We start from the raw sequence: 23,372 nt of genomic DNA, 5'->3' as shown, positions 1-23,372 counted from the left end.
CCCAAAAAAAACTATGGATAGAACAATGAAAACAAAATTATCTATTATTACTCTTGCCTTACTTCCGTGCTTAGCAGCTGCAAAAGTTCCTGATGTGGGTGTAAAGCAATCTGTAACTGCTAGCAGTGATTCTATAATTGTTAAATATAAAAGTAATGCAACGAAAGAAATGCGTAAGCAGGCTCGTTCATTAGTTAAAGCTAAAATTACTGATCTAAATAAAGATGAACTTGATGACAGCTATACGTCTTTACTTTCAGGTCGCTTAGCTAAGTTTAAAGTGTCGGGAATGAGCACTAAAGACGCAATTGCGCTTTTAAAGTCTCATCAAGCTATTGAATATGTAGAGCCTGATTACCAAGTAAGCATTGCACGTACGCCAGATGATCCTCGTTTTGATGAGCTTTGGGGCTTAAATAATGATGGCCAAACGGGTGGTACAGCAGACGCTGATATTGATGCAGTAGAAGCATGGGATATTTCGACAGGTAGCCGCGATGTAGTGGTAGGTGTAATCGATACGGGTATTGATTACAGCCACAGTGATTTAGCTAGCAATATGTGGGTAAATAGCAGCGAAATACCAGGAGATGGTATTGATAATGATGGTAACGGTTTTATAGATGACGTGCATGGTATAAATGCCATTACTGACAGTGGCGACCCTATGGATGACGAAGGCCATGGTACACACGTTTCAGGTACTATTGGCGCAAGTGGTGGCAATGGTATTGGTGTTGTAGGTGTTAACCATGAAGTATCACTTGTTGGTTGTAAGTTTTTAGATGCTGCGGGTAATGGCTCAACATCAGACGCTATTAAGTGTATTGATTACATGGTTAGCCTTAAAAACTCAGGCGTTAACTTACGCGTATTAAATAATAGCTGGGGTGGTGGCGGTTACAGCCAAGCACTAGCAGATGCAATTGCATCAAGCGAAGCGGCGGATTTACTCTTTGTAGCCGCAGCTGGTAACGATACTATTGATAACGATGTTAACCCGCATTACCCATCTAACTACGAAAACGCAAGTGTATTATCGGTTGCAAGTACGGATCAAACCGATGGTATTTCATGGTTTTCACATTATGGTTTAACAAGCGTTGATATGGGCGCGCCGGGTAGTGCTATTTTATCAACTACACCAGGTGAGAGCTATGCATCTTACTCAGGCACATCTATGGCAACGCCACATGTAGCAGGTGCTGCAGCGTTAGTATTGTCAATTAATCCTGAGCTTAGCACTCAAGAGCTGAAAGATTTACTAATGAACTCTGGCGATGCAAATGCTGCGCTACAAGGTGTAACGGTTGCAGGTACTCGTCTTAATGTTAACCAAGCGCTTATTGATGCAGACCCTACACCTGGCTTTAAAATATCAGCCGATCCACTTACGCAACAAATTGAAGCAGGCCAAGCTACTAACTACACATTTACAATTGGTTCAATTGCCGAATGGGATGAAGAAGTAACGCTTGAGTTATCAACAACATTAGGCGGCGCTTATTTATCATCGCTTACAGCGCGCCCAGGCGATGAAGTAATGCTAAATGTTGAAACCGATACTAACACTCAGTGGGGCGAATACGAGCTTACTGTAACAGCTACAGCTGGTGATATTGTTAAAGAGCAGTCAGTTAAATTAATGGTTCAACCTGTTGGCTTAAACGACTTTACTTACAGCAGTAACACAAGTGTTGATATTCCTGATAACTCGCCAGTAGGTGCAGTGTCAGTAATTAATGTTCCTGATGACTTAACAGTATTTGGTACTACTGCTGATGTAGATATTTCGCATACTTACTCAGGCGACTTAGTGGTTAAGTTAGTATCTGCTCAAGGCACACAAGTAACGCTACAAAGCAATGTGGGTGGTTCAAACGACGACATAGTTAGAAGCTTTACTTCTGAATCATTTAACGGCGAAGTTGCTACAGGCGATTGGACACTACAAGTAGAAGATACTGCTGCAGCCGATACCGGCACAATTAATGGCTGGTCATTAACGCTAAGCGCTATTGGCGAAGTTAGCCCACAACCACCACGTGCTAGTTTTGACGTTGAGACACAAGGCTTAACAGTTAACTTTATTGATTCAAGCACTGATTCAAATAACGATATTACACAGTGGAGCTGGAGCTTTGGCGATGGTGCAACATCATCTGATCAAAACCCTATGCATGTGTATGCAGCATCAGGTAATTACGATGTAGAACTAACGGTAACAGACAGTGAAGGCAATACAAGTACATCAACTCAAACGGTTGTTGTAAGTGATGTAGAGCTAGAAATCACCTTAAAACGTGCTAATAAGTCTCGCCTTGATACTATGCGTGTAGAGCTTAGTTGGGAAAGTGTTGGCGCTGAATCACTAAGTGTTTACCGTAATGGTGAGCTTGTAGATACTACTGCTGACCGAGGTCGTTACCGCGACTACGTACGTGGTGCTACATTACCATCGTACGATTACCAATTATGTGTAACTGAAAATGTATGTTCTAACATCATTACGGTTTCATTTAACTAACTACTCCTAAAGTGACTTTAAGCCCAGCATTGCTGGGCTTTTTTTATGTTTTAAAAAAATATAAACTATGCTTTTTTATACGGATGGGTTTTAAGCCAGTGCTCGGCTATTTGCTCACGTGTGGCAAACCAAACCTGATCATGCGAGCGAGCATATTCTAAAAACCGTGCTAATGCTTTTATTCTTCCTGGTCTGCCAATTAGGCGGCAATGCAAACCTATCGACATCATCTTTGGGGCGTTTTCACCTTGTGGGTCGCCTTCCTCGTATAGTGTATCGAATGCATCTTTTAAGTAATTATAAAACTGATCCCCGGCATTAAAACCCTGCACGGCAGCAAAGCGCATGTCGTTTACATCAAGCGTGTAGGGCACTATTAACTGTGGCTTACCTTCTTTAATACTATAAAAAGGTAAATCGTCACTGTAATCGTCGGCGTCATATAAAAATGTGCCATTCTCAACAACAAGGCCTGCGGTATTTGGGCTAGTTCGGCCGGTATACCAGCCTTTGGGCTTTTTACCTGTAAGCGTTTTAATGACATCAATGGCTTGTTGCATATGCTCGCGCTCAGTTTGTTTATCAATGTTTTGATAATTAATCCAGCGCAGGCCATGGCTTGCAATTTCGTGGCCCGCTTTAACAAAGGCTTTAGCTACATCGGGGTGGCGCTCAAGGGCCATCGCCACTGCAAAAATGGTGACCGGTATATCGTATTTTTTAAAGAGTTTAAGTAAACGCCATACACCTGCTCGCGAGCCATATTCGTAAATAGATTCCATGCTTATATGGCGGTCTTCTACATGCGGGGCACTGACTATTTCAGATAAAAATGTTTCGGCTGCTGCATCACCATGCAATACACAGTTTTCGCCGCCTTCTTCGTAATTTAATACCACTTGTACAGCTATACGGGCTTTATTGGGCCAATTTGCATGTGGTACATCAGGGCCATAACCAATTAAATCGCGCGGGTAGTTTTTAAATTGCTCGCTCATGTTATTGCTCCTTTTTAAGTGCGCTGAGCCAAGAGCCTAGCGTTTCGCGCTCTGCGTCAGTCATTTTGGTCATATTGGCCAGTGGCATGTCTTTGGTTATAACCGCGCGGGTATGAATAAGCGTGCTGGCCTTTTTTACATCATTAATAGAGTCGAGCTTAAAGCCAAGTGGCGCTGCTTGAAAAAGCTCAGAGGTGGGTGTTTCGCTGTGACACCCAGTACAGTGTTTGCTAATTATATCCCACGCTTGTGCGTCGGTAATACTTGTTTGTAAAGGCGCGCTTTCGCCTGCATTTGTTGGTGTACTGGGCCAAGGGGCTATGGCGAGCATAAGAGCAAAAAAGGCGGCAATACCGCTTACAAGTACTGAGGGTTTATTAATACCTTGATGTTTTAAGTTAAAATAATGGCGTATCCACATACCAATACCAAACAGCGCAATTAAAATAAGCCAGCCAAAGTTGTGGCTATACGTGTAAGGAAAGTGGTTGCTCAGCATTATAAATACCACGGGTAACGTGGCGTAGTTATTATGAATAGAACACAGCTTTGCCTTTAAACCTGGCGCTGAATCAGGGATTCTACCGGCTTCTACTTCACTTACCATATAGCGTTGCCCTGGCATAATAATGTGATACACATTACCCACCATACACGTGCCAATAAGTGCACCTACATGAATATACACAGCGCGGTCGCTAAATAATTGATCAACCCCAAAAGTCCACAGAGCTAATAAACCAATAACTACAGCAATAAACACTTTGCCGTTTTCGACCAGTGAGGTTTTACACAATAAACGATAAACACCATAACCTAAGCCAATAAAACCAAGGGATGCGCCAATAGCTGCAAATTTACTTAGCTCACTTTTACTGTTATCAATTAAATACACATCGGCGCCAACATAATAAAGTAAGCTAAATAGTAATATACCGGTGATCCACGTTGTGTAGGCTTCCCACTTAAACCAGTGCAAAGTATGCGGCATTTGTTCAGGGCCATTTTGATACTTAGCCACTTCGTAAAAGCCACCACCATGCACGGCCCATAAATCGCCTTTTATGCCTTTATCTATTTTCCACTGCGGTGGTGTTTGTAGGTTGTTATCAAGCCATGCAAAATAAAATGAAGCGCCAATCCATGCTATACCAGCAATAACATGAAAATAACGCAGTACTAAATGAGCAAGCTCAAATAAATAGTTTTCCATAACGGTTAAGCCTCTTCTAATACCGGTGAGCGGGTGTCTGAAAATTGATTGTTATCATCGCGCTTGTACACACTTTTACCCATAATGTAGGTTTGCTCAACGCAGCGGTCGTCGCCTAACATCATCATTGCAAATAATTTTTCATGCAGGGTTTTGGCATGCTGTATTCTAAATTTTAAAAATGGGGTTGCTGAACAATCCATTACAATAAAATCGGCTTCACAACCGGCTTCAAAATTACCAATTGTCCCTTCTAAATCGAGCGTTCTAGCACCGCCGAGTGTTGCTAAATACAACCCTTTAAATGCTGAAAACTTTTGACCTTGTAATTGCTGAATTTTGTACGCTTCGTTACCTGTTTGTAGCATAGAAAAGCTTGTTCCCGCGCCTACATCGGTACCCATGCCTACGTTTATGCCGTGCTCTTCACAGGCTTTTAAATTTAAAAGTCCTGATCCTAAAAATAGGTTTGAGGTAGGGCAGTGCGATATTGCCGCATTGTTATCTGCAAGGCAGCATAGCTCGCGCTCAGATAAATGAATACTATGGGCAAATACTGAGCGTTTACGTACCATTTTTGCTTGCTCGTACACGCCTAAGTAATCTTCGGCTTCTGGAAATAGTCCTTTTACCCATTCGCACTCGTCTTTGTTTTCAGATAAGTGTGTATGCAGGTAGGTGTCTGGGTATTCTTCAAGCAACTGAGTACATTTTTGAAGTTGCTCAGGGGTTGATGTGGGGGCAAAACGCGGTGTAACTGCGTAGCTTAACCTATCAATATTGTGCCATTTTTCGATGAGGGCTTTAGATTCGTCATAACTTGTTTGCGCGCAATCAGATAAGTCGTCAGGGCAGTTACGGTCCATCATTACTTTACCGGCAATCATGCGTAAATTGCGTTTTTGTGATTCTTTAAAAAACGCATCAACCGATTGCGGATGCACAGTGCCAAATACAAGGGCAGTGGTTGTGCCATTGCGCAGCAGCTCGTCTAAAAAGCGGTTAGATATCTCTTTTGAATAATGCTCACAGGTAAACTTTTTTTCGGTTGGGAAGGCGTATTCGGTGAGCCAACTTAAAAGCTGCTCGCCATACGCGCCTACCATTTCGGTTTGCGGCAAATGTATGTGTGTGTCAATCATACCAGGCATAACGAGTTTGCCATCGTGGCGGATAACACGCGCTGATTTATCAATTGTAGGTAATATGTCTTGCTCATAGCCAAGTTTAACTACTTTGCCGTGCTTGATAACTAATGCGCCTTTTTCAAAAAAACGATGGGCGTTTTCGCCAGCAATGGCAGGGTCGTCAACAAAGTCGAGTATATCGGCACAAACTACTGTTAAGTCATTATTGTTTTGTGTGCTCATAGTTAGCTACCTCTGTATGTAGAGTAGCCAAACGGGCTAAGCAACAATGGGATATGATGATGTTTAGTATCTTGTAATCTAAACGTTATTTGCGCCTCTGGGTAAAACGCAGGGGTAGGTTGGTTTTGGTAATAACTATCTAAATCAAATACTAGCTTATAAGTTGCAAATTCTAATTCTGTATTTAGCCAGTCGGTAATACGCCCATCGGAATCTGTTTTGCCTTGGGTTAGTTGTACCCATTCGTTATTTGTAAGTTTAAATAGCTTAACAGCAACGTTTGCTGCTGGTTTTCCGGTGCTTGTATCAAGTATATGGGTAGTTATAGGGCTTTTGCTCATAGCAGTGACTCCAATCTTATTTTTGTTATTTTGGCTTGTTCGCCCGCGGCTATATTTAGCTCTGTACTGCGGGTGTTGTGTATGCGCTGCTCTATGAGTTCGAGCATTTGTTCGGCCGTTTTACCGGTGGCGCACACAATAAAAATAAAGCCAAACTTGTTCAGGTACTCTTTATTGAGGGCAATCATTTTGGTAAGTACGGCTTCGTTTGCTTTGCTCATACCCGATTGCTCATGCCCCGCTTTTTGTGCGGTAGCAGCGTATTTTTTGCTAAGGGTTGATAAGTCGCCTATTTGCGGGTGGCCTTCAAAGGCAGCTAAATAGTCGCTTTCGCCAAGGCTATCCCATATGCTTTGTGCGCATTCAAACAGCTGCTGAGCACTTTTAAATGGCATTGCTTTTACCATGCCCGCCACCCAGTTAGGGGCCGCGCAGCAATGCTCAAGTGCTTGTTTTGCTTGTGCATCATTTAGCGTATTTATTTGTAAACTACTCATGCGTTTACTTCCTCTTGCGTGGTGCTAATTAAGGCATTTTTTAGTGTACGCCATTGCAAGCCTTGGCGTTTTGGCTCTTGGGTTTGCATAGCCTGATAAAGGCCAATTAGCTGTCCACTAATCGAAATAGCCACTTCCATTGGTAATTTGCCCGAAATGTTATTAAGCCCAACAGGGCAGGTCATTTGCTGTATTTGAACGGCTGTAAAATCGCGATGTGCTAGGCGCTGCTTAAAGCGTTTGGCTTTAGTGTCAGAGCCAATTACACCAAGCCAATTGGCATCGGCGCGTTTAATAATGGCTTGGGTGAGTGCAAAGTCGAGCTGGTGGTTATGGGTCAATATTAAGTAGTTGTTAGCTTTAGGCGCACGTTTTACTTGCTCTGTTGGTTCTTCATCAACCACTTTTACTACGTTATTTGGAATAGCCTGTGGGAATACATCGGCGCGGCTATCTATCCAGCGTATGCGCATAGGTAGTTGTGCCAATATACCAATAAGCGCCTGTGCTACGTGGCCTGCGCCATAAATGTCTAAGGTAAAGCGCTCGCATTGCATGCATTCAAGCATAACGGTGGCAGCCCCGCCGCAGCACTGGCCTAAATTTGCACCTAGGTTAAATTGCTCAATTACTTGGGCGGCTTCGCCTTTGGAAAGTAGTTCGCGGGCTTTTTCTATTACTACATACTCAAGATGGCCACCGCCAAGGGTGTCGTAAATATGCTCGCCGCTTATTACCATTTTAGAGCCTGTGCCGCGTGGGGTTGAGCCATTGGTGCCAAGTACCGTGGCAATTACATAGTTAGTGCCGCTTTGTTCGTGCTCGTTTATAGCCTGCGCCCAATTTTGCGTATGAAAACCCTGAAACGACTCATTTAAATTAGTCATGTTGATGCTCCTTAAACCAGCTAGCGGTTTGCTCAATTGCACTCAATACTCGCTCTGGGGTTGCGGGTGTATCCAGTGGGGCGGTGTATTTATAATCAGCCACACTACTTATTGCATTACGAATAGCGCTCCATACACTAAAGGCCAGCATAAATGGCGGCTCGCCTACGGCTTTTGATCTAAACACGGTGGTTTCTGGATTTGCTGAGTTATAAAGATTGACGTTAAATTCGGCAGGGGTATCGCCAATGGCTGGTATTTTGTAGTTGGCTGGGCCAAAGCTTGCAAGCTGGCCTTTATCATTCCATTGTAAGTCTTCGGTTGTTAGCCAGCCCATACCTTGTACAAAGGCGCCTTCAATTTGCCCTATATCAAGTGCTGGGTTAATTGAGCTGCCTACATCATGCAGTATATCAACGCGAGTTACCGTGTTTTCACCAGTTAGGGTATCTACTTCTACTTCGCTGAGTGCAACGCCGTGTGCGTAGTAAAAAAATGGGCGGCCTTCGCCTTTGGCTCTGTCGTAATGAATTTTGGGTGTGGCGTAATAACCGGTAGATGAAAGCGATATACGATTCATGTAAGCAAGATTTGCAAGTTCGCTAAAGCTAATTTCCCCTTTACTAAAAGTAATGAGGTTATCTTTAAATGTAATACTTTGGCTGTCTACTTCAAAGTGCTCGGTAATAAAATCAATTAAGCGCTCTTTTATTGTGTTTACTGCATTTAGCGCCGCCATACCGTTTAAGTCGGTACCGCTTGAGGCCGCTGTTGGTGAAGTGTTTGGCACCTTGTCGGTACGCGTAGCACTAATACTTACCGCGTTAAAATCGACCCCAAAGCCATGGGCCACAATTTGAGCAATTTTGGTGTTTAGCCCTTGGCCCATTTCGGTGCCGCCGTGGTTTAAATGTATAGAGCCATCGCTATATACATGCACTAATGCACCGGCTTGGTTTAAATGTTGTACCGTAAACGAAATACCGTATTTAACCGGCGTCATCGCAAGGCCTTTTTTGATAATAGGTGACGATACGTTAAATGCTTTAATAGCCTCTTTACGTGCCCAGTAGTCACCCGACTCCTCAAGCTGAGCAATCATATCTATTAAAATATGTTGCTCTACGGTTTGATGGTACGGCGTGGTATCGCGGCCTTTTTTGTATAAATTAAGTTTTCGGATCTCAAGCGGATCTTTACCTAATTTGGCGGCTATATCGTCCATTATTAGCTCGCCCATAATCATGCCTTGCGGGCCACCAAATCCTCTAAATGCGGTATGGCTTACGGTATTTACTTTACAGCGATTACCCTTAATTGTGGCGGCTTGGTAGTAGTAGGCGTTATCGACATGAAACATGGCGCGGTCTACAATTGCATCTGATAAATCAGGCGAGTAGCCACAAAATCCGTTTACGGTAATGTCGGCACCTTCTATTAAACCATTTTCGTCAAAACCAACATGATAGTGATTATAAAACGGGTGGCGCTTACCGGTTAATTTAAAATCGTCGCTACGGGCTAGGCGCATTTTTACTGCGCAGCCAAGGTGGTAAACCGCAAGAGCTGCAAGGCATGCCCATGGTGCGCCTTGGGTTTCTTTGCCGCCAAAAGCACCGCCCATACGGCGGGTTTCTACGTTTACAAAGCTAAATGGCTTTTTTAAAATTTTAGCAACTAAGTGCTGCACCTCAGTAGGGTGTTGCGTAGAACACTGAACATGAATGCCCCCGTCGTTATCAGGTTGCGCCAGCGCTATTTGGCCTTCTAAATAAAAGTGTTCTTGCCCGCCTATGTTTATTTCGCCTTTAAGCTGGTGGGTTGCGTCATTAATGGCGTTTTCGCTGTTACCACGGTTAAGTGAATGGGGCGGCCTTACCCAATGCTCTTTGCTAATGGCTTCTTTAATATCAAGTATTGGAGTAGTTTGCTCGCACTCTATAACCACTAAACGTGCCGCGCGGCGCGCTATTTCATATGTGTCGGCAACGACAATTAATACAGGTTGCCCGTGGTATTGAATTTCATGGCTGGTCAGCAGTACATCACCAGGAAATACCGGGCCAATATCTAATTTACCCGGAACATCTTCGGCCGATAAAATACGTTTAACGCCTTCAACTGCCAGTGCGAGACTTGTATCAATTGATTTAATAAAGCCGCTTGTAACAGGGGCGAGCACTGGGTAGGCATGCAGGCAACCGTAAGGCTCAGGGTTATCGTCGGCAAAATTTGCACTGCCACAAACTTGTTTAATAGCGCTTTCGTGATATTTAGATTGCCCAACGCTACCACCTTGCGCTTTTAGTTTATCCATTTCAAAGTGACGCATGTGAGATCCTCGTAATGGCAATGTTGTTATTGTTGCGTGCTTGTGGCTCACAAAACTCAATACCAATGCGTTGTAATAAGTTTTTGCTTACCGTGGTGCGGTAATGCGCACTGCTTCTTACATCGCTCATGGGCGTAAAGTCATCGTTAATAGCCGTTGCTGCGTCTATAAAACTACTTACTTGTAATGATTGAGATATCAGCTTTTGCTCAATATGATGTGCGCGCTTAGGAATAGCAGCCATACCGCCCATAGCGCAGCGGGCTTGAGTAATCATGTTTTTTGAATGCTCTATAGCAAGCACCAAACAAACGGTAGATATATCGTCTTCAAAGCGTTTTGATATTTTATGACATGCCAGTTTTAGCGACTCTGGGCGCTTTGGAATGGTGAACTTACTAATTACTTCATCGCTTTTAAGAGCTGTTTTTTTGTAATCAATGAAGTAGTCGGCAACTTTAATAGTGCGCGTACCAGCGCTGCTTAATAAATCCATTGATGCATTAAGAGCGATTAAAAGGGGAGCGGGATCGCCAATAGGAGAGGCATTCCCTATGCTGCCACCAAGCGTGCCGCTGTTACGTACTTGGCTTGATCCTAAGCGTTCAAATAGCTCTTTTGACTCTGGGTAATGGTTATAAAATACCTCAACAAATTGGCTATAAGGTAGTGCTGCACCAATGTGTAACTCACCGTTATTATCTGCCAAGGTGCAAAACTCCTTTACTTGGCTAAGGGAGATAATTACATCCGGTAAGAGCATGTTTTGGCTAAGCTCAATGGCAAAGTCGGTGCCACCAGCAACTAAATGTGCATAAGGATAAAGCGCTTTTAGCTCAACAAGTTGCGGGGCAGTTTGTGGTAAGTAAAATTTGCGAGGACCATTTTTTAAAAATGGAATATCGTCATCATATTGCGTATTAAGTGATGCTTTAAATTGAGCGGCCATTGCTGAGTACGGTTCAGCTTTACGCTCATAGCTATAGGCTTTTTCGGTTGCAAGTAATATAGGGCTATAACCTGTACAACGGCATAAGTTACCACCAAGTGCATGAATAACCGCTTTTTTACCAGGGTACGTTGGTTCATTAATATAAAGAGCCAACAAGCTCATTATTATACCAGGCGTACAAAAACCACACTGCGAACCATGGCACTCCACCAGTGCACGTTGTACGGGGTGTAAATCGGTTAAGTTTGGGTATAAGCCAGTAGTCACAGCCTCTACCGTTACTATATGTTTTGCATGCGCATTACCTAATAACAATAAACAGCTGTTCATTGTTTTGTATTGCCAACTAGTTTGCCCGTTTGCATTTATACGCTCTTCACCCACTAAAATTGTGCACGCGCCACAGTCGCCAGTTGCACACCCTTCTTTGGTGCCCACTTTCCCTTTTTTGGTGCGTAGCCAGTCCAAAATGGTGAGACTTGGCGAACATTCTTGTACTTCAATTGGCGTGTTATTTAATAAAAATTGAATCACACAGACCCCCTTAATTTTTATAAAGCCCTGATACATAAAGGCTTGGCGTATGTTTTTTCTTGTTGTTTGCGCACGGGTAAGAAAAATACTTTTTCATCTTGGTAAGTATATTGCAGTTACCATGCCATTGTTGACCGGTTGGTCAGTTGGTGTTTTGAGTAGGCTAAATTGCTCATTAAGTACAAATAGGCCCTAATAATGAATAATAAATACCGCCTTACTATGCAGGGAATGACAAAGCAGTATCCCGGATGTATAGCCAATAATGACGTAACCTTAAAAATTAAGCATGGTGAAGTGCATGCCTTATTAGGTGAAAACGGTGCGGGTAAAAGCACATTAATGAAAATGCTTTATGGTGTGGTTAAACCTGACCAAGGGGACATGTTTTTTAATGGCCGCATAATGAATATAAAAGAGCCTGCTGATGCGCGTGATTTAGGCATTGGAATGGTGTTTCAGCACTTTTCGTTATTTGAAACACTTACGGTCGCCCAAAATATTGAACTAGCGCTAGGTGATTTAGCAGGGCATAGCAGCACGCTTGCGGGTCGAATTACGAAAACATCAACACGTTATGGTATGCCATTAGACCCCCATAGACTGGTATCAACACTTTCAACTGGCGAGCGCCAACGAGTAGAAATTGTTAGATGCTTATTATTAGATATTCAGTTACTTATTTTAGACGAACCCACTTCAGTACTGACTCCACAAGAAGTCGATGCATTATTTAAAACCCTAAAGTCACTTAAAAAAGAAGGCTGCTCTGTGCTGTTTATTAGCCATAAACTGCACGAAGTGATTGAGCTATGTGACAGTGCGACCATTTTGAGAGGCGGGAAAGTAAGCGGGCATTGTATTCCTAAAAACGAAACTAGTGAGTCAATTGCTAGGCTGATGGTAGGCGACAACACGCCAATTAGTAACCAAACTCGCAGAGCTTTGGGTACTGCGGATTTTTTAACCGTTAATAATCTAACCACCGCCGCACAAGCATTATTTGAAACACCCCTTAAAAACATTAACTTTGCAGTACAGCAAGGCGAAATAGTGGGGATTGCGGGTGTTGCAGGCAACGGACAAGAAGAGTTATTAAAAGTGCTTTCGGGGGAACAAATTCAAGCTAGTAGTAGCGCCATTAAATTTAAAAATACCGTAGTTGATGCACTGTGCCCGCTAAAAAGGCGCCGCCTTGGGCTTGCATGTGTGCCAGAGGATAGGCTTGGGCGAGGAGCCGTGCCCACTATGGATTTGGCACAAAATGCATTGCTTACTAGTTTTGATAATGGGCTGGTTAAAAATGGCTTTTTAGTAAAACAAAAAATTACTGAGCTTGCTAATAAAATCATTACAAAATACAAGGTTAAAACGCCAAGTTTTCGCACTCATGCAGCTAGCCTTTCAGGTGGTAATTTACAAAAATTTATTATTGGTCGCGAGGTAGAGCAAAGTCCAAAACTACTCGTTATGTCGCACCCTACTTGGGGTGTAGATATAGGTGCACAGGTGGCGATACATGAAGCTATTTTAAAGCTTCGCGACGAAGGGTGTGCGGTACTCGTTATTTCAGAAGATTTAGACGAACTTTATAAAATTTGCGACCGCATTGGCGCAATTTGTGATGGCAAACTGTCTCCTATTTTAAATACAGATACCGTACCGCTTGTGCAGTTAGGGCAGTGGATGGCTGGCGACTTTAGCGATGTTTTTAATAACCAGCCTAAAGTACACACACCACAAGGGGCACTCGTATGATTAAGTTAGAACCACGTGTTGAACGCTCACCAGCGTGGAGCTATCTCTCTCCTGTTTTAGCTATTTTACTCACATTAATAACCGGTTACGTGGTGTTTGCCTTATTAGGGCATGATCCTCTAAATGCCTTGTATACATTGCTTATAGCACCTGTTGCCGATTGGTATGGTGTAACAGAGCTACTTGTAATGACCATTCCTATTTTGCTATGCGCCTATGGCTTAGCGCTTTGTTATAGAGCATCGGTTTGGAATATAGGCGCAGAAGGGCAACTGCTTATTGGTGGTGTATGTGCAAGTGCTGTAGCCGTTAACTTTGTTGACTCAACAAGTGCTTTTGCAATGCCACTTACATTATTCGCTGGTATTGCTGGTGGCATGTTGTGGGCGGGGCTTGCTGCTTTTATGAAGCTGCGTTTAAACACCAATGAAATTTTAGTCACCATAATGCTCAACTACATAGCAGTAAATATATTGCTGTGGGCTGTTCATGGGCCACTCAAAGATCCTCACGGTTATAACTTTCCTGAAAGTGCATTGTTTGGCGATAGCACGTTATTGCCTGTTTTATTCGACGGTACTCGATTGCACTTAGGCCTGGCGTTTGCGTTATTAGCGCTATGCGCCACATGGGTTTTTATTAGTAAAACCTTTATAGGCTTTCAAATACAAGTACTTGGGCTTGATGCATCCGCGGCCAAAATGGCGGGTTACAAGCGAGCATTATTAATTGCCGGAGTGCTAGTTATTAGCGGGGGCTTGGCGGGGCTTGCTGGAGCGGGCGAAGTAGCTGGGCCTATTGGGCAGCTGGTTCCGCAAATATCACCCGGTTATGGCTATGCCGCCATTATTGTTGCTTTTTTAGGGCGACTCCACCCAGTAGGAATTACGTTTGCGGGCTTACTAATGGGGCTTATTTATATGGGAGGTGAACTTGCGCAAATTAACATGGGATTACCTAACGCTATAACCGGTATTTTTCAGGGGTTAATGCTGTTTTATTTACTCTCGTGCGATGTGCTTATTACTTATCGCCTTAGATTTTCGCTGCCATTTAAACAACAAAAAGCGCAGCCAATACATATTGCACAGGAGTCTTAAATCATGGAATTAGATGTAATTACTAATATTTTATACGCCACTATTCGTACAGGCACCCCCTTATTGCTGGTGGCGCTGGGTGAAATGGTATGCGAAAAAAGCGGCACCTTAAATTTAGGGCAAGAAGGCATGATGCTTTTAGGCGCTGTGGCAGGGTTTATAACTATGTACCAATGCGACAACCTATTTATTGGTTTTACGGTAGCAGCTTTGGTCGGGGTTATGGCCTCACTTATTTTTGCTTTTGTAGCACTTAATTTAAATGCTAGCCAAGTAGCGGCAGGTTTAGCGCTGACTATTTTTGGTACAGGCTTATCTGCATTTTTAGGTGCTGACTATGAGGGAAAAACCATTAACGCGTTACCTACTTTAGCAATTGCAGGGTTTGAGCATATTCCGGTTTTAGGCAAAGCGCTATTTTCGCAAGACGCCATTGTGTATTTAAGTTGGGGTTTAGTGCTTGGTGCGTATTTGTTTTTTAAATATCACAGAGCAGGGCTTGCAGTACGAGCTATTGGCGAAAACCCAAGTGTAGGCAATAACTTAGGATTACCTGTAATGCGTACACGTTATTTAGCCGTAATGTTTGGCGGCGCACTGGCTGGCATTGCGGGCGCATATTTGTCGTTGGCTTATACACCACTTTGGACTCAAAACATGACGGCAGGGCGAGGTTGGATAGCCCTTGCTTTAGTGGTGTTTGCAAGCTGGCGTATTGAGCGCGTAATGCTTGGCGCTTATTTATTTGGCTTTGCCAGCATTATGCACTTAGTGGCACAGGCTTTTGGGTGGGCTGTGGAGTCTAACTTACTGGCCATGTTGCCTTATGGTGCAACGCTTATAGTACTGATTATGCTCAGCAAAAATAAACAAAAATTAAAAATGTACGAACCCATGTGGCTAGGTAAGCCTTGGCACAAGGGTCATTAAATTAATTACAAAATCAATAAGGTAAATCACCTGCTTCAACAGGATATTAAAAATATAACACGGAGAATAACAATGAAAAAACTTATAACAGCACTCGGGGTTGCATTGAGCTTAGGCATAAGCGCATCTGCTATTGCAAAAGATAGCGTAAAAGTTGGCTTTGTATATGTAACCCCCATAGGTGAGGCCGGTTGGACTTATACACATGACTCTAGCCGCCACTACCTTGAAGAAAAGTTTGGCGACAAAATAGAAACCACTTTTGTCGAAAGCGTACCAGAAGGGGCGGATGCAGAGCGTGTTATTACGCAACTGGCTAAAAGCGGGCACGATTTAATATTTACCACGTCGTTTGGCTACATGAACCCAACACTTAAAGTGGCTAAACGATTTCCTAATGTAAAGTTTGAGCATGCCACAGGCTATAAACGCGCAAAAAACGTAAGCACTTACTTTGATCGCATTTACGAAGGACGCTACCTAACAGGTGTTATTGCAGGGCACATGAGTAAAACCGACAGTATTGGTTATATTGCTGCGTTTCCTATTCCGGAGGTAATACGCGGTATAAATGCATTTACGCTTGGCTTGCGCTCAGTAAAGCCTAATGCAAAAGTAAAAGTAGTGTGGGTTAATAGCTGGTTTGATCCGGGTAAAGAGCGCGAAGCTGCCGATAGCCTAATAGATCAAGGCGTTGATATTATTACCCAACATACTGATTCGCCTGCACCACTGCAAGCAGCGCAAGCCGCTGGTATTTACGCTATTGGCTACCACTCAGATATGAGCGGATACGGTAAAAAAGCACATTTAACGGCAGCGGTTCATCACTGGGATGAATTTTATGCAGATCGCGTACAGCAAGTACTTGACGATAAATGGCAATCACAAGATATATGGAAAGGGATAGGCTCAGGGATGACTCGCTTAGCGCCGCTAAGTAAAGACATTCCAAGTGATGTAGTGAGTGAAGTAAATGCTATTTCAGAGAAAATTGGTAAAGGTGAATTTCATCCATTTACTGGCCCTATAAAAAATCAGCAAGGTGAGCTGATTATTGATGCGGGTAAAACAATAGACGACAAAACGTTGTTGGGTATGGACTTTTATGTTGAGGGCGTTGAAGGGCAGCTTAAATAAGCCGTTAACGCAATAACAATGAGTTAATCACTTAGACAAATACAGTGGCTAACTCGCAAAACGTAGAGGTTTATATGTCAATAAATACAAGCTCGTCTGACGATATTATATATGCAGTTGATGACAAACCAGGCGTAACTGAATCATTTTTTGCCGCACTACAGCACGTACTCGCAAGCTTTGTAGGTATTATTACACCCACGCTTATTATTGGTGGTGTGCTTGGTTTAGCTGCTGAAATACCTTATTTAATTAGTATGGCATTATTTGTATCTGGTGTGGGCACGGTTATACAAGCGCGGCGTGTTGGCCCTGTGGGTTCAGGATTAATATGTGTGCAAGGTACAAGCTTTGCCTTTTTAGGGACTATTTTAGCAACAGGCTTTACCGTTAAAGCCACCGGAGGCAATAACGACGAGGTCCTTGCCACTATATTTGCAGTGTGCTTTTTGGCCGCTTTTGTTGAAGTATTTATTAGTTTTTTTATTAGTAAATTAGGCAAAATAATTAAGCCAGTAGTTACTGGTGTGGTCATCACTACTATTGGTATTTACCTAATTAAAGTAGGTATGACTGATATAGGTGGCGGGCAATGGCTACTTACTAATATGCCTGAAAAATTTGCTTCAACGAGCAACTTAATTGTTGGTTTTTCGGTTGTTGCTTTAGTGGTGCTGCTTAATGCAAGTAAAAACCAATGGGTGAGGCTAACGGCTGTGGTAGTTGCAATGATACTTGGCTGGTTACTTGCGTTTGTATTAGGTATCGCTAATTTTAAATTAGGTGAATTTGACCTAATTGCTATCCCACTGCCTTTTAAATACGGCTTTAATGTTGATTTTGGTGCACTCATAGCCTTTGGTTTTTTATACCTTATTACTGCAATTGAATCGACAGGCGATATTACTGCCAATTGTGCGGTTTCTAAGTTACCTGTTAGAGGACCTAGTTACTTAGCACGTATTCGCGGCGGTATTTTAGGTGATGGTGTTAACTCGATGATTGCCGCTTTATTTAATACTTTTCCTAATACTACTTTTAGTCAAAACAACGGCGTTATTCAGCTAACTGGAGTTGCCAGCAGATATATTGGCCTGTGGATAGGCAGTATTTTAATCATTCTTGGTTTGTTTCCTGTGATTGGCGCTGTATTACAAAATATACCTAAACCTGTTTTGGGCGGTGCAACGCTTGTAATGTTTGGCACCGTAGCAGCCGCTGGGGTCAAAATACTCGCCAGCGAAAAAATAAATCGCAGAAGTTTACTTATTATTGCGGTGAGTTTGGGGCTCGGGCTAGGTGTTAGTTTTGTACCGGAGTTGTTTGCAAACGCACCTAAGTTAGTTACTGCCATATTTGGTAGCGCAGTGACGGTGTCGGGTATCACCGCAATAATAATGACGTTGGTACTACCAGAAAATTACTCAGCAAGTACGGATCATCTTAACTAAACTAATAAAAATCATAAAAGGGATTAACAATGAAAATCAAAACAATAAAAAAATTAGCATTAGTAACTGCAATTGCAATGTGCTCAACAGGTGTATCGGCTAAAGAGCTTTGGTCTGATTTTAGTATTACCGCAATGACAGGAGCCGACTACCTAGAGCCGTTTTCAGGGGAGGAAGATGATAGAAGTGTTGTTACTATAGAGCATGCATCGGGGCATACTTGGGGCAGTACGTTCTTCTTTATGGATAGGCTAAGTAATCCCGATGAAGTGTACGGTGAGCTAAACATAAACCCTACTCTTTACAAGCCACAAAATAGCTTTGTTAAAGAGGTGTTTTTAGGCCTACAAACAGAGTATGGCTCGGGAGATACGGATCAAAATAACTATTTATTAGGGGGCGGTGTATCACTTGATGTACCTGGCTTTCAATATTTTAATGTGGCTTATTATCGTCGTTTTCAAGATGATATAGGTATTCAACGTGAAGATAATAACCAAATAACAGTCACGTGGGGCTACAACAAAGGTAACTTTAGATACGATGGCTTTTTAGATATTGTAGATAGCACCGACACAATGTTTGGTAAAAGTGAAGGTGGCTTTAACTTTACCTCGCAGATTAAATACAATATTGCCCCTATGCTCGGCTTAGATACAGGCCGCCTTGATGTGGGTATTGAGTATGTTTATTGGAAAAATAAATTTGGTGTAGATGGGCAAACCGAACATAATCCAAACTTGCTAGTTAAATGGCATTTTTAACAGCAAATTGAATGGTATTTAATTAATAATTAAAGGCTACTTTTTAGTAGCTTTTTTATTTGATAATTTTAAATAATTGAATAGCTTAAATTAATTGTGTTAAATTACTTTTTAATAACACTATATGGATTTTTTGCATGGATTCTGAAATTGATTTTTCTACCTACACTTTAGATGAGCTTTACTCATCAGCGAGAGCTATAGATCGCGAAGCCTACCCAGATCGAGCAAAAGAAATAGACGACTTAATTAAAACGCGAGAAGCACAGAACCCATCTGAAAATATTGTATCAAAAGTAGCAGGAGAAAAAGCAACGCGCTCAGATAGGCTAGTGGCTGCTATTATTGATGGCGTTTTAGGTGTTGTTTGTTTTATACCTGTATTCATACTCTTAGGGTTTGATAATTTAAGCCAACCAACACTTACTTTATCTGCAGGTTTGCTAGGTTATGGCATATTAAGCACGTTAGTGCTTCATGGTTACCTCATGTACCAACGCGGACAAACAATTGGTAAATCTTTAATGTCTATCCGTATTGAAAATTTAGATGGTACACAAGCAAGCTTTACTACAATTTACTTTAAACGCATGCTTTGTATGCAACTATTATCACTTGTCCCTTCGGTAGGTCAGTTTATAGCTGGTTTTGTTAATCCATTATTTATATTTGGAAAAGATAAACGATGTTTACATGATCATTTAGCGGGAACAAAAGTGAGTTATGTAGATTAATCAGGATATTAATTATGGCAGCTTTGCCCGGATTTAAGTTTGATTAGCAAAAGTTACAAAATGGCGTATTTCACTAAATTGGTAATATAATTAAAAAACCTTACCGATTTTTTTGACTAGTAACCAAGGATGATTATGAAAAACAACACACAACTAATTTTAGCACTAGCGGCCTCTTTAATTTGTTACTCAACATATATTGTATTGATAGATAAACCTTTTAGTTTGCAAGCGCTTAACCTGTTTTTATTTCCCGTTATTTTATATTTTGTGTTTATTCGTTCGCGCAATGTTGAGCAAAGCCCGTTAAAGGCTGTACGCGTTGAGGGGCAAATATTATACGTTTATAAGCAAGTGTTTAATATTAACGATATTAACAAAGTTGTCATCGACAAAACTAAGAGGCACGGTGTATTTGCACTACCGTATAATCAAGTTGATGGTAAAACAACTGAGTTTATTTTCAATAAAGATGCGTTTGAATCTTTAAAATCCTACCTTTTACAAAACATTCCAAATGTAAAAATTATTGAATAAAGTAAAGAAGTAACAATGAATTTAAAGAGCATATATTATTCATTGGTTTTCTTACTGCGGCGAAAATCAATGAGGTGATAAATGAGAATATTTAGGAACACAAACGAGTTTGATAAACTGTCGAGGTGTTACGCATGTATTAAATGTGGTACTTGGGTGAGCATAAAAGCCCAAAACTGTATGCAGTGCCAGCATAGTTTTACCAATAATGATAAAAGCTCAATGCAAACACTCTATAATCAAAATAAAGAACAAAACTGGCAACATGCAATATTGCCTATTATTTTTGTAATATTGGTAATAGCTTTATTGTTCATTTAATTTTTGCTTAAAATTTAAAAGTGCTCGACTGCAACTCTGTAACAAAATCCCTCTGTACTTTAACGTGTAAAAACTACCCATAATTAAAATAATTACTCTTGTTAATCCTTCACTAAATATTACATAGCTAACGTTTTTTAATAAATGAAATAAGCTTATAAATTTCAGTCACTTAAATTGTGGGTTTATTTATATTTACTCAGTTTTTTGGCACGTAAGTTGATACAGCTCCTAATAAACTTTAAAAAGGAATTACCATGACTGCTGAATACTTTATGGTACTAGGGTTACTCGGTGTTGCATTTTTTGCTGTTGCAGGGGCATTGCTTGGGTATGAAAAAAACATTAGTGGCTTTGGCGTCGTAGTGGTTGCAACCGTTACTGCACTAGGGGGCGGTACTCTCAGAGATATACTTTTGAACAAACCGGTATTTTGGATTGCTACCCCGGAGTATTTGTATTCGACCTACGGGGCCGTTATAGCAACAATTGCATTTATTCGATATTTACCGCGCGTTAATAACTACTACTTTTTATTGGTAGACGCTGTGGGTATGGCGCTATTTAATATTATGGGGATAGAAAAAGCACTCATTAATGGCTCCGGTATGGTGGTCGCAATTACCATGGGTATCACTACAGGTATATTTGGTGGTTTAATACGTGACGTAATTTGCCGTGAGGTACCAACTGTTATGCGCAGCGAACCTTACGCCTCTGCGTGTTTAGCGGGTGGTGCAGTCTATGCTGCTTTATTTAGCCTTAATGTAGATTACATTTGGTGTATTTTAGGCTCATTTTTCACGACTATCTTTTTAAGATTAGGCTCTTTGCATTGGGGTTGGCATTTAACTATTTTCAGAAAAAAAGACTTCAGAGATCAAAGCGACTAATTTTAGCTACGAATAGCCCGCGTTTGCATGTGGTACTCGTAATTATCCTCATCCGTTATAGTAAAACCCAGCCGCTTATAAAGTCCTAATGCTGGGTTGTTTTTAAGCACTGTGAGTTTAATGGGTTTTGACTGCGCATTTGTAATAACTTGTTCAATAACCGCTTTCCCATACCCTTTATTTTGATGCAGTGGATGTATTTGTAATTGCATTATTTCAACGTGTTGAGCGTGCGTTTGGTATTTTAAAGTACCAATTGGTACCTCATTTATAACTATAAGATGGGAGCAGTCATATTGATCATCAAGCCTTAAAACATGCTGTTGATCTGTTAAAAATAACCCGGCATTTTCTAAGTGTTCTACCATAGTTAGTTTTCTGAGGCTTAATAAGTAGTCTCGGTCTGAATATGCTGCCTTTATGAATTTAAAAACCATAGTGCTCCCTTGCAACAGCCTCAATGTTTATATTTTTAGGGCTGAAGCACTTGAACTTGTTCTAAACTCAAGTGCGCAGTATTAAATGTGCAAGCCAAACTAACAAGGCAATATTACCAATACCCAAGTGCTTTCCACCAAAGCCCGCCAATAACTCCCCATACACTTAAATTAATAACGCTCATTATAAGGCCCATTACCCACCAGTCTTTTAACGATACATAGCCTGAGCCAAACACTATGGGTGATGTGCCTGTTGCGTAATGCGTTAACGACATCATGAGTGATGAGGCGCCAGCTAACAGTAAACCTAAAAATAAAGGCGGAGCGCCAAGCGCCAAACCTGCGGCGTAAAATGCGGCAAACATAGCAGTAATATGTGCTGTGGTACTGGCAAAAAAGTAATGAGCATAAAAATACACAGCTACCAATATAATAGCCGATACAATCCAGTCAAAGCCCAGTTGCGCAATATTGCTCTCAACAAGTGTTGAAAACCACGTTACCAAACCTAGTTTATTTAAAAAAGTGGCCATCATTACTAATGCTGAAAACCAAACAACGGTATCCCACGCAGACTTTTCTTTAAGTACATCGTCCCAGCTTAATACACCAGTCACTAATAAAACCGACAAACCTAAAAAAGCCACTGCGGTTGTATTAACTGCGTAGTCAGCCCCTAAAATCATTGCAGGTACGCCGGCCCATAAAACAAGCAGCATAGCAAAAACACCCACCATTATTTTTTCGCCATAACTCATTGGGCCCATTTCAGTTAATTTAGATTCTGCGTAGGTTTTAGCGTCGGGCGTACTTTTAACTTCAGGTGGGTAAATGGCATAAACAACCAAAGGCACAAGGGCAATACATAGCAAACCAGGAACAAGCGCTGCCAGCGCCCACGTACCCCAAGTAATACTAATATTTGCACCAGTAGCATCTGCAATAAGCTTTACAATTAGAGGGTTAGGAGCCGTGGCGGTAATAAACATAGCTGATGTAATAGGGTTTATATGGTAGCTAACTAAAGCAAGGTAGTGCCCAATTTTACGAGAGGTGCCTTCCTCAGGAGACGAGCCAAAGCTTGTTGCTATCGACTTCATAATTGGGTGAATAATAGCGCCGCCTCGCGCGGTATTACTTGGCGTCACAGGCGCTATAACAAGTTCAGACAGCGCGAGGGCATAGCCAATACCAATAGTTTTTTTACCAAAAAAAGAAATAAAATTATAGCCAATACGATTTCCCAAACCGGTTTTAGCTAAACCCCGAGAAATAATAATAGCAATACCAATCAACCAAATTAATGAGTTAGAAAAGCCACTTAATGCATCTTTAATAGCGCCAGATGGGCTGTCATTAGTTACGCCGGTTAACGCAACAGAAGTAATAGCTAAAATAGCAATGGCGCCGATAGGCATTGCTTTACCAATAATGGCAACTACAGTACCAATAAATAAAGCGAGCAAATGCCATGCGTTTTCGGTAACACCTTGCGGAGGCGGTACAGCAAACCAAAGTAGTAAAACAATGGCTATAGAAATCAGTCCAGAGGTAACTCGAATATCAGTACCCTTCATTAAAAATGTCCCTAAGTTTTAGAAATGCATGCATTCTGTTTATTGAAAAGGCGACGTTATTCTACTTCATTTAATA

20 protein-coding genes are annotated in these 23,372 nt (G+C 41.7%); 10 read left to right on the top strand and 10 right to left on the bottom strand.

Annotation, left to right across the window (positions count from 1 at the left end; all coding sequences use genetic code 11):
- Window positions 1-25: 25 nt before the first annotated feature.
- Entirely contained in the window at window positions 26-2,527 is a 2,502-nt protein-coding gene (locus tag GQR47_RS01180) for a S8 family serine peptidase (RefSeq protein WP_154902977.1), read from the top strand.
- Between the two features lie 65 nt (window positions 2,528-2,592).
- On the opposite strand, the gene puuE is transcribed toward GQR47_RS01180, so the two are convergent.
- Genes puuE through xdhA form a run of 8 tightly spaced genes read right to left on the bottom strand, consistent with a single transcriptional unit; the run spans window position 2,593 to window position 11,651 of the window.
- The gene (gene puuE / locus GQR47_RS01175; RefSeq protein ID WP_154902976.1) at window positions 2,593-3,525 is read right to left on the bottom strand and encodes an allantoinase PuuE; all 933 of its coding nucleotides are present in this window, start codon (window positions 3,523-3,525) and stop codon (window positions 2,593-2,595) included.
- Window position 3,526: 1 nt separating this feature from the next.
- Complete coding sequence (locus GQR47_RS01170; protein ID WP_024595280.1) at window positions 3,527-4,738, bottom strand: urate hydroxylase PuuD; 1,212 nt, start codon at window positions 4,736-4,738, stop codon at window positions 3,527-3,529.
- Between the two features lie 5 nt (window positions 4,739-4,743).
- Window positions 4,744-6,108 carry a guanine deaminase gene (guaD, locus tag GQR47_RS01165; RefSeq protein WP_165723396.1) on the bottom strand — a complete coding sequence of 455 codons (1,365 nt, stop codon included), beginning with the start codon at window positions 6,106-6,108 and terminating at the stop codon, window positions 4,744-4,746.
- Between the two features lie 2 nt (window positions 6,109-6,110).
- Window positions 6,111-6,449: a hydroxyisourate hydrolase gene (gene uraH, locus GQR47_RS01160; RefSeq protein ID WP_165723395.1), complete on the bottom strand. Its 339-nt coding sequence runs from the start codon at window positions 6,447-6,449 to the stop codon at window positions 6,111-6,113.
- Entirely contained in the window at window positions 6,446-6,946 is a 501-nt protein-coding gene (uraD, locus tag GQR47_RS01155; protein WP_165723394.1) for a 2-oxo-4-hydroxy-4-carboxy-5-ureidoimidazoline decarboxylase, read from the bottom strand. The genes uraH and uraD overlap by 4 nt, the downstream gene beginning before the upstream one ends.
- A complete protein-coding gene (gene xdhC / locus GQR47_RS01150; RefSeq protein ID WP_165723393.1) occupies window positions 6,943-7,833 on the bottom strand; it encodes a xanthine dehydrogenase accessory protein XdhC in 891 nt (296 codons plus the stop codon). Before xdhC ends, uraD begins: the two co-directional genes overlap by 4 nt.
- Window positions 7,826-10,165 carry a xanthine dehydrogenase molybdopterin binding subunit gene (xdhB, locus tag GQR47_RS01145; RefSeq protein ID WP_165723392.1) on the bottom strand — a complete coding sequence of 780 codons (2,340 nt, stop codon included), beginning with the start codon at window positions 10,163-10,165 and terminating at the stop codon, window positions 7,826-7,828. The genes xdhC and xdhB overlap by 8 nt, the downstream gene beginning before the upstream one ends.
- Entirely contained in the window at window positions 10,152-11,651 is a 1,500-nt protein-coding gene (gene xdhA / locus GQR47_RS01140) for a xanthine dehydrogenase small subunit (protein WP_165723391.1), read from the bottom strand. The genes xdhB and xdhA overlap by 14 nt, the downstream gene beginning before the upstream one ends.
- 198 nt (window positions 11,652-11,849) lie before the next feature.
- Between xdhA and GQR47_RS01135 the strand changes: the two genes are divergently transcribed.
- From GQR47_RS01135 to GQR47_RS01095, 9 genes are all read left to right on the top strand, one after another.
- The gene (locus GQR47_RS01135) at window positions 11,850-13,409 is read left to right on the top strand and encodes an ABC transporter ATP-binding protein (protein ID WP_024595656.1); all 1,560 of its coding nucleotides are present in this window, start codon (window positions 11,850-11,852) and stop codon (window positions 13,407-13,409) included.
- The gene (locus tag GQR47_RS01130) at window positions 13,406-14,509 is read left to right on the top strand and encodes an ABC transporter permease (RefSeq protein WP_165723390.1); all 1,104 of its coding nucleotides are present in this window, start codon (window positions 13,406-13,408) and stop codon (window positions 14,507-14,509) included. Before GQR47_RS01135 ends, GQR47_RS01130 begins: the two co-directional genes overlap by 4 nt.
- Before the next feature lie 3 nt (window positions 14,510-14,512).
- The gene (locus GQR47_RS01125) at window positions 14,513-15,439 is read left to right on the top strand and encodes an ABC transporter permease (protein ID WP_024591976.1); all 927 of its coding nucleotides are present in this window, start codon (window positions 14,513-14,515) and stop codon (window positions 15,437-15,439) included.
- Between the two features lie 72 nt (window positions 15,440-15,511).
- Entirely contained in the window at window positions 15,512-16,579 is a 1,068-nt protein-coding gene (locus GQR47_RS01120) for a BMP family ABC transporter substrate-binding protein (RefSeq protein WP_165723389.1), read from the top strand.
- A gap of 74 nt (window positions 16,580-16,653) precedes the next feature.
- Window positions 16,654-18,030: a nucleobase:cation symporter-2 family protein gene (locus tag GQR47_RS01115; RefSeq protein ID WP_029770108.1), complete on the top strand. Its 1,377-nt coding sequence runs from the start codon at window positions 16,654-16,656 to the stop codon at window positions 18,028-18,030.
- Between the two features lie 29 nt (window positions 18,031-18,059).
- Entirely contained in the window at window positions 18,060-18,794 is a 735-nt protein-coding gene (locus tag GQR47_RS01110) for a DUF5020 family protein (RefSeq protein ID WP_154902967.1), read from the top strand.
- 137 nt (window positions 18,795-18,931) lie between these two features.
- Complete coding sequence (locus tag GQR47_RS01105; protein ID WP_024595033.1) at window positions 18,932-19,528, top strand: RDD family protein; 597 nt, start codon at window positions 18,932-18,934, stop codon at window positions 19,526-19,528.
- Window positions 19,529-19,663: 135 nt separating this feature from the next.
- A complete protein-coding gene (locus GQR47_RS01100; RefSeq protein WP_024595034.1) occupies window positions 19,664-20,065 on the top strand; it encodes a hypothetical protein in 402 nt (133 codons plus the stop codon).
- Between the two features lie 578 nt (window positions 20,066-20,643).
- The gene (locus GQR47_RS01095; RefSeq protein WP_004334621.1) at window positions 20,644-21,279 is read left to right on the top strand and encodes a trimeric intracellular cation channel family protein; all 636 of its coding nucleotides are present in this window, start codon (window positions 20,644-20,646) and stop codon (window positions 21,277-21,279) included.
- A 2-nt stretch (window positions 21,280-21,281) separates the two neighbouring features.
- Here GQR47_RS01095 and GQR47_RS01090 read toward each other — a convergent pair whose 3' ends face one another.
- Together GQR47_RS01090 and GQR47_RS01085 are read right to left on the bottom strand one after the other, a co-directional pair.
- On the bottom strand, window positions 21,282-21,716 hold the full coding sequence (locus tag GQR47_RS01090; protein ID WP_165723388.1) for a GNAT family N-acetyltransferase: 435 nt from the start codon (window positions 21,714-21,716) through the stop codon (window positions 21,282-21,284).
- Between the two features lie 113 nt (window positions 21,717-21,829).
- Complete coding sequence (locus tag GQR47_RS01085) at window positions 21,830-23,296, bottom strand: DASS family sodium-coupled anion symporter (RefSeq protein ID WP_154902966.1); 1,467 nt, start codon at window positions 23,294-23,296, stop codon at window positions 21,830-21,832.
- Window positions 23,297-23,372 lie beyond the last annotated feature (76 nt).

The sequence above is a fragment of the Pseudoalteromonas sp. Z1A2 genome (assembly GCF_011378755.1).
In the GTDB taxonomy this organism is placed as follows: Bacteria; Pseudomonadota; Gammaproteobacteria; order Enterobacterales; family Alteromonadaceae; genus Pseudoalteromonas; species Pseudoalteromonas distincta.
Note: the sequence above shows the minus strand (reverse complement) of the source record. Positions and strands in the feature narration are given on the sequence as shown.

What these genes read in the sequence shown, in the direction of transcription:
- GQR47_RS01170 (WP_024595280.1), bottom strand. Translation starts at nt 4,738, where the DNA reads ATGGAAAACTATTTATTTGAGCTTGCTCATTTAGTACTGCGTTATTTT.
- GQR47_RS01125 (WP_024591976.1), top strand. Translation starts at nt 14,513, where the DNA reads ATGGAATTAGATGTAATTACTAATATTTTATACGCCACTATTCGTACA.
- xdhB (WP_165723392.1), bottom strand. Translation starts at nt 10,165, where the DNA reads ATGCGTCACTTTGAAATGGATAAACTAAAAGCGCAAGGTGGTAGCGTT.
- uraD (WP_165723394.1), bottom strand. Translation starts at nt 6,946, where the DNA reads ATGAGTAGTTTACAAATAAATACGCTAAATGATGCACAAGCAAAACAA.
- GQR47_RS01110 (WP_154902967.1), top strand. Translation starts at nt 18,060, where the DNA reads ATGAAAATCAAAACAATAAAAAAATTAGCATTAGTAACTGCAATTGCA.
- xdhC (WP_165723393.1), bottom strand. Translation starts at nt 7,833, where the DNA reads ATGACTAATTTAAATGAGTCGTTTCAGGGTTTTCATACGCAAAATTGG.
- GQR47_RS01180 (WP_154902977.1), top strand. Translation starts at nt 26, where the DNA reads ATGAAAACAAAATTATCTATTATTACTCTTGCCTTACTTCCGTGCTTA.
- guaD (WP_165723396.1), bottom strand. Translation starts at nt 6,108, where the DNA reads ATGAGCACACAAAACAATAATGACTTAACAGTAGTTTGTGCCGATATA.
- puuE (WP_154902976.1), bottom strand. Translation starts at nt 3,525, where the DNA reads ATGAGCGAGCAATTTAAAAACTACCCGCGCGATTTAATTGGTTATGGC.
- GQR47_RS01135 (WP_024595656.1), top strand. Translation starts at nt 11,850, where the DNA reads ATGAATAATAAATACCGCCTTACTATGCAGGGAATGACAAAGCAGTAT.
- GQR47_RS01105 (WP_024595033.1), top strand. Translation starts at nt 18,932, where the DNA reads ATGGATTCTGAAATTGATTTTTCTACCTACACTTTAGATGAGCTTTAC.
- GQR47_RS01085 (WP_154902966.1), bottom strand. Translation starts at nt 23,296, where the DNA reads ATGAAGGGTACTGATATTCGAGTTACCTCTGGACTGATTTCTATAGCC.
- GQR47_RS01115 (WP_029770108.1), top strand. Translation starts at nt 16,654, where the DNA reads ATGTCAATAAATACAAGCTCGTCTGACGATATTATATATGCAGTTGAT.
- GQR47_RS01130 (WP_165723390.1), top strand. Translation starts at nt 13,406, where the DNA reads ATGATTAAGTTAGAACCACGTGTTGAACGCTCACCAGCGTGGAGCTAT.
- GQR47_RS01090 (WP_165723388.1), bottom strand. Translation starts at nt 21,716, where the DNA reads ATGGTTTTTAAATTCATAAAGGCAGCATATTCAGACCGAGACTACTTA.
- GQR47_RS01120 (WP_165723389.1), top strand. Translation starts at nt 15,512, where the DNA reads ATGAAAAAACTTATAACAGCACTCGGGGTTGCATTGAGCTTAGGCATA.
- uraH (WP_165723395.1), bottom strand. Translation starts at nt 6,449, where the DNA reads ATGAGCAAAAGCCCTATAACTACCCATATACTTGATACAAGCACCGGA.
- GQR47_RS01100 (WP_024595034.1), top strand. Translation starts at nt 19,664, where the DNA reads ATGAAAAACAACACACAACTAATTTTAGCACTAGCGGCCTCTTTAATT.
- GQR47_RS01095 (WP_004334621.1), top strand. Translation starts at nt 20,644, where the DNA reads ATGACTGCTGAATACTTTATGGTACTAGGGTTACTCGGTGTTGCATTT.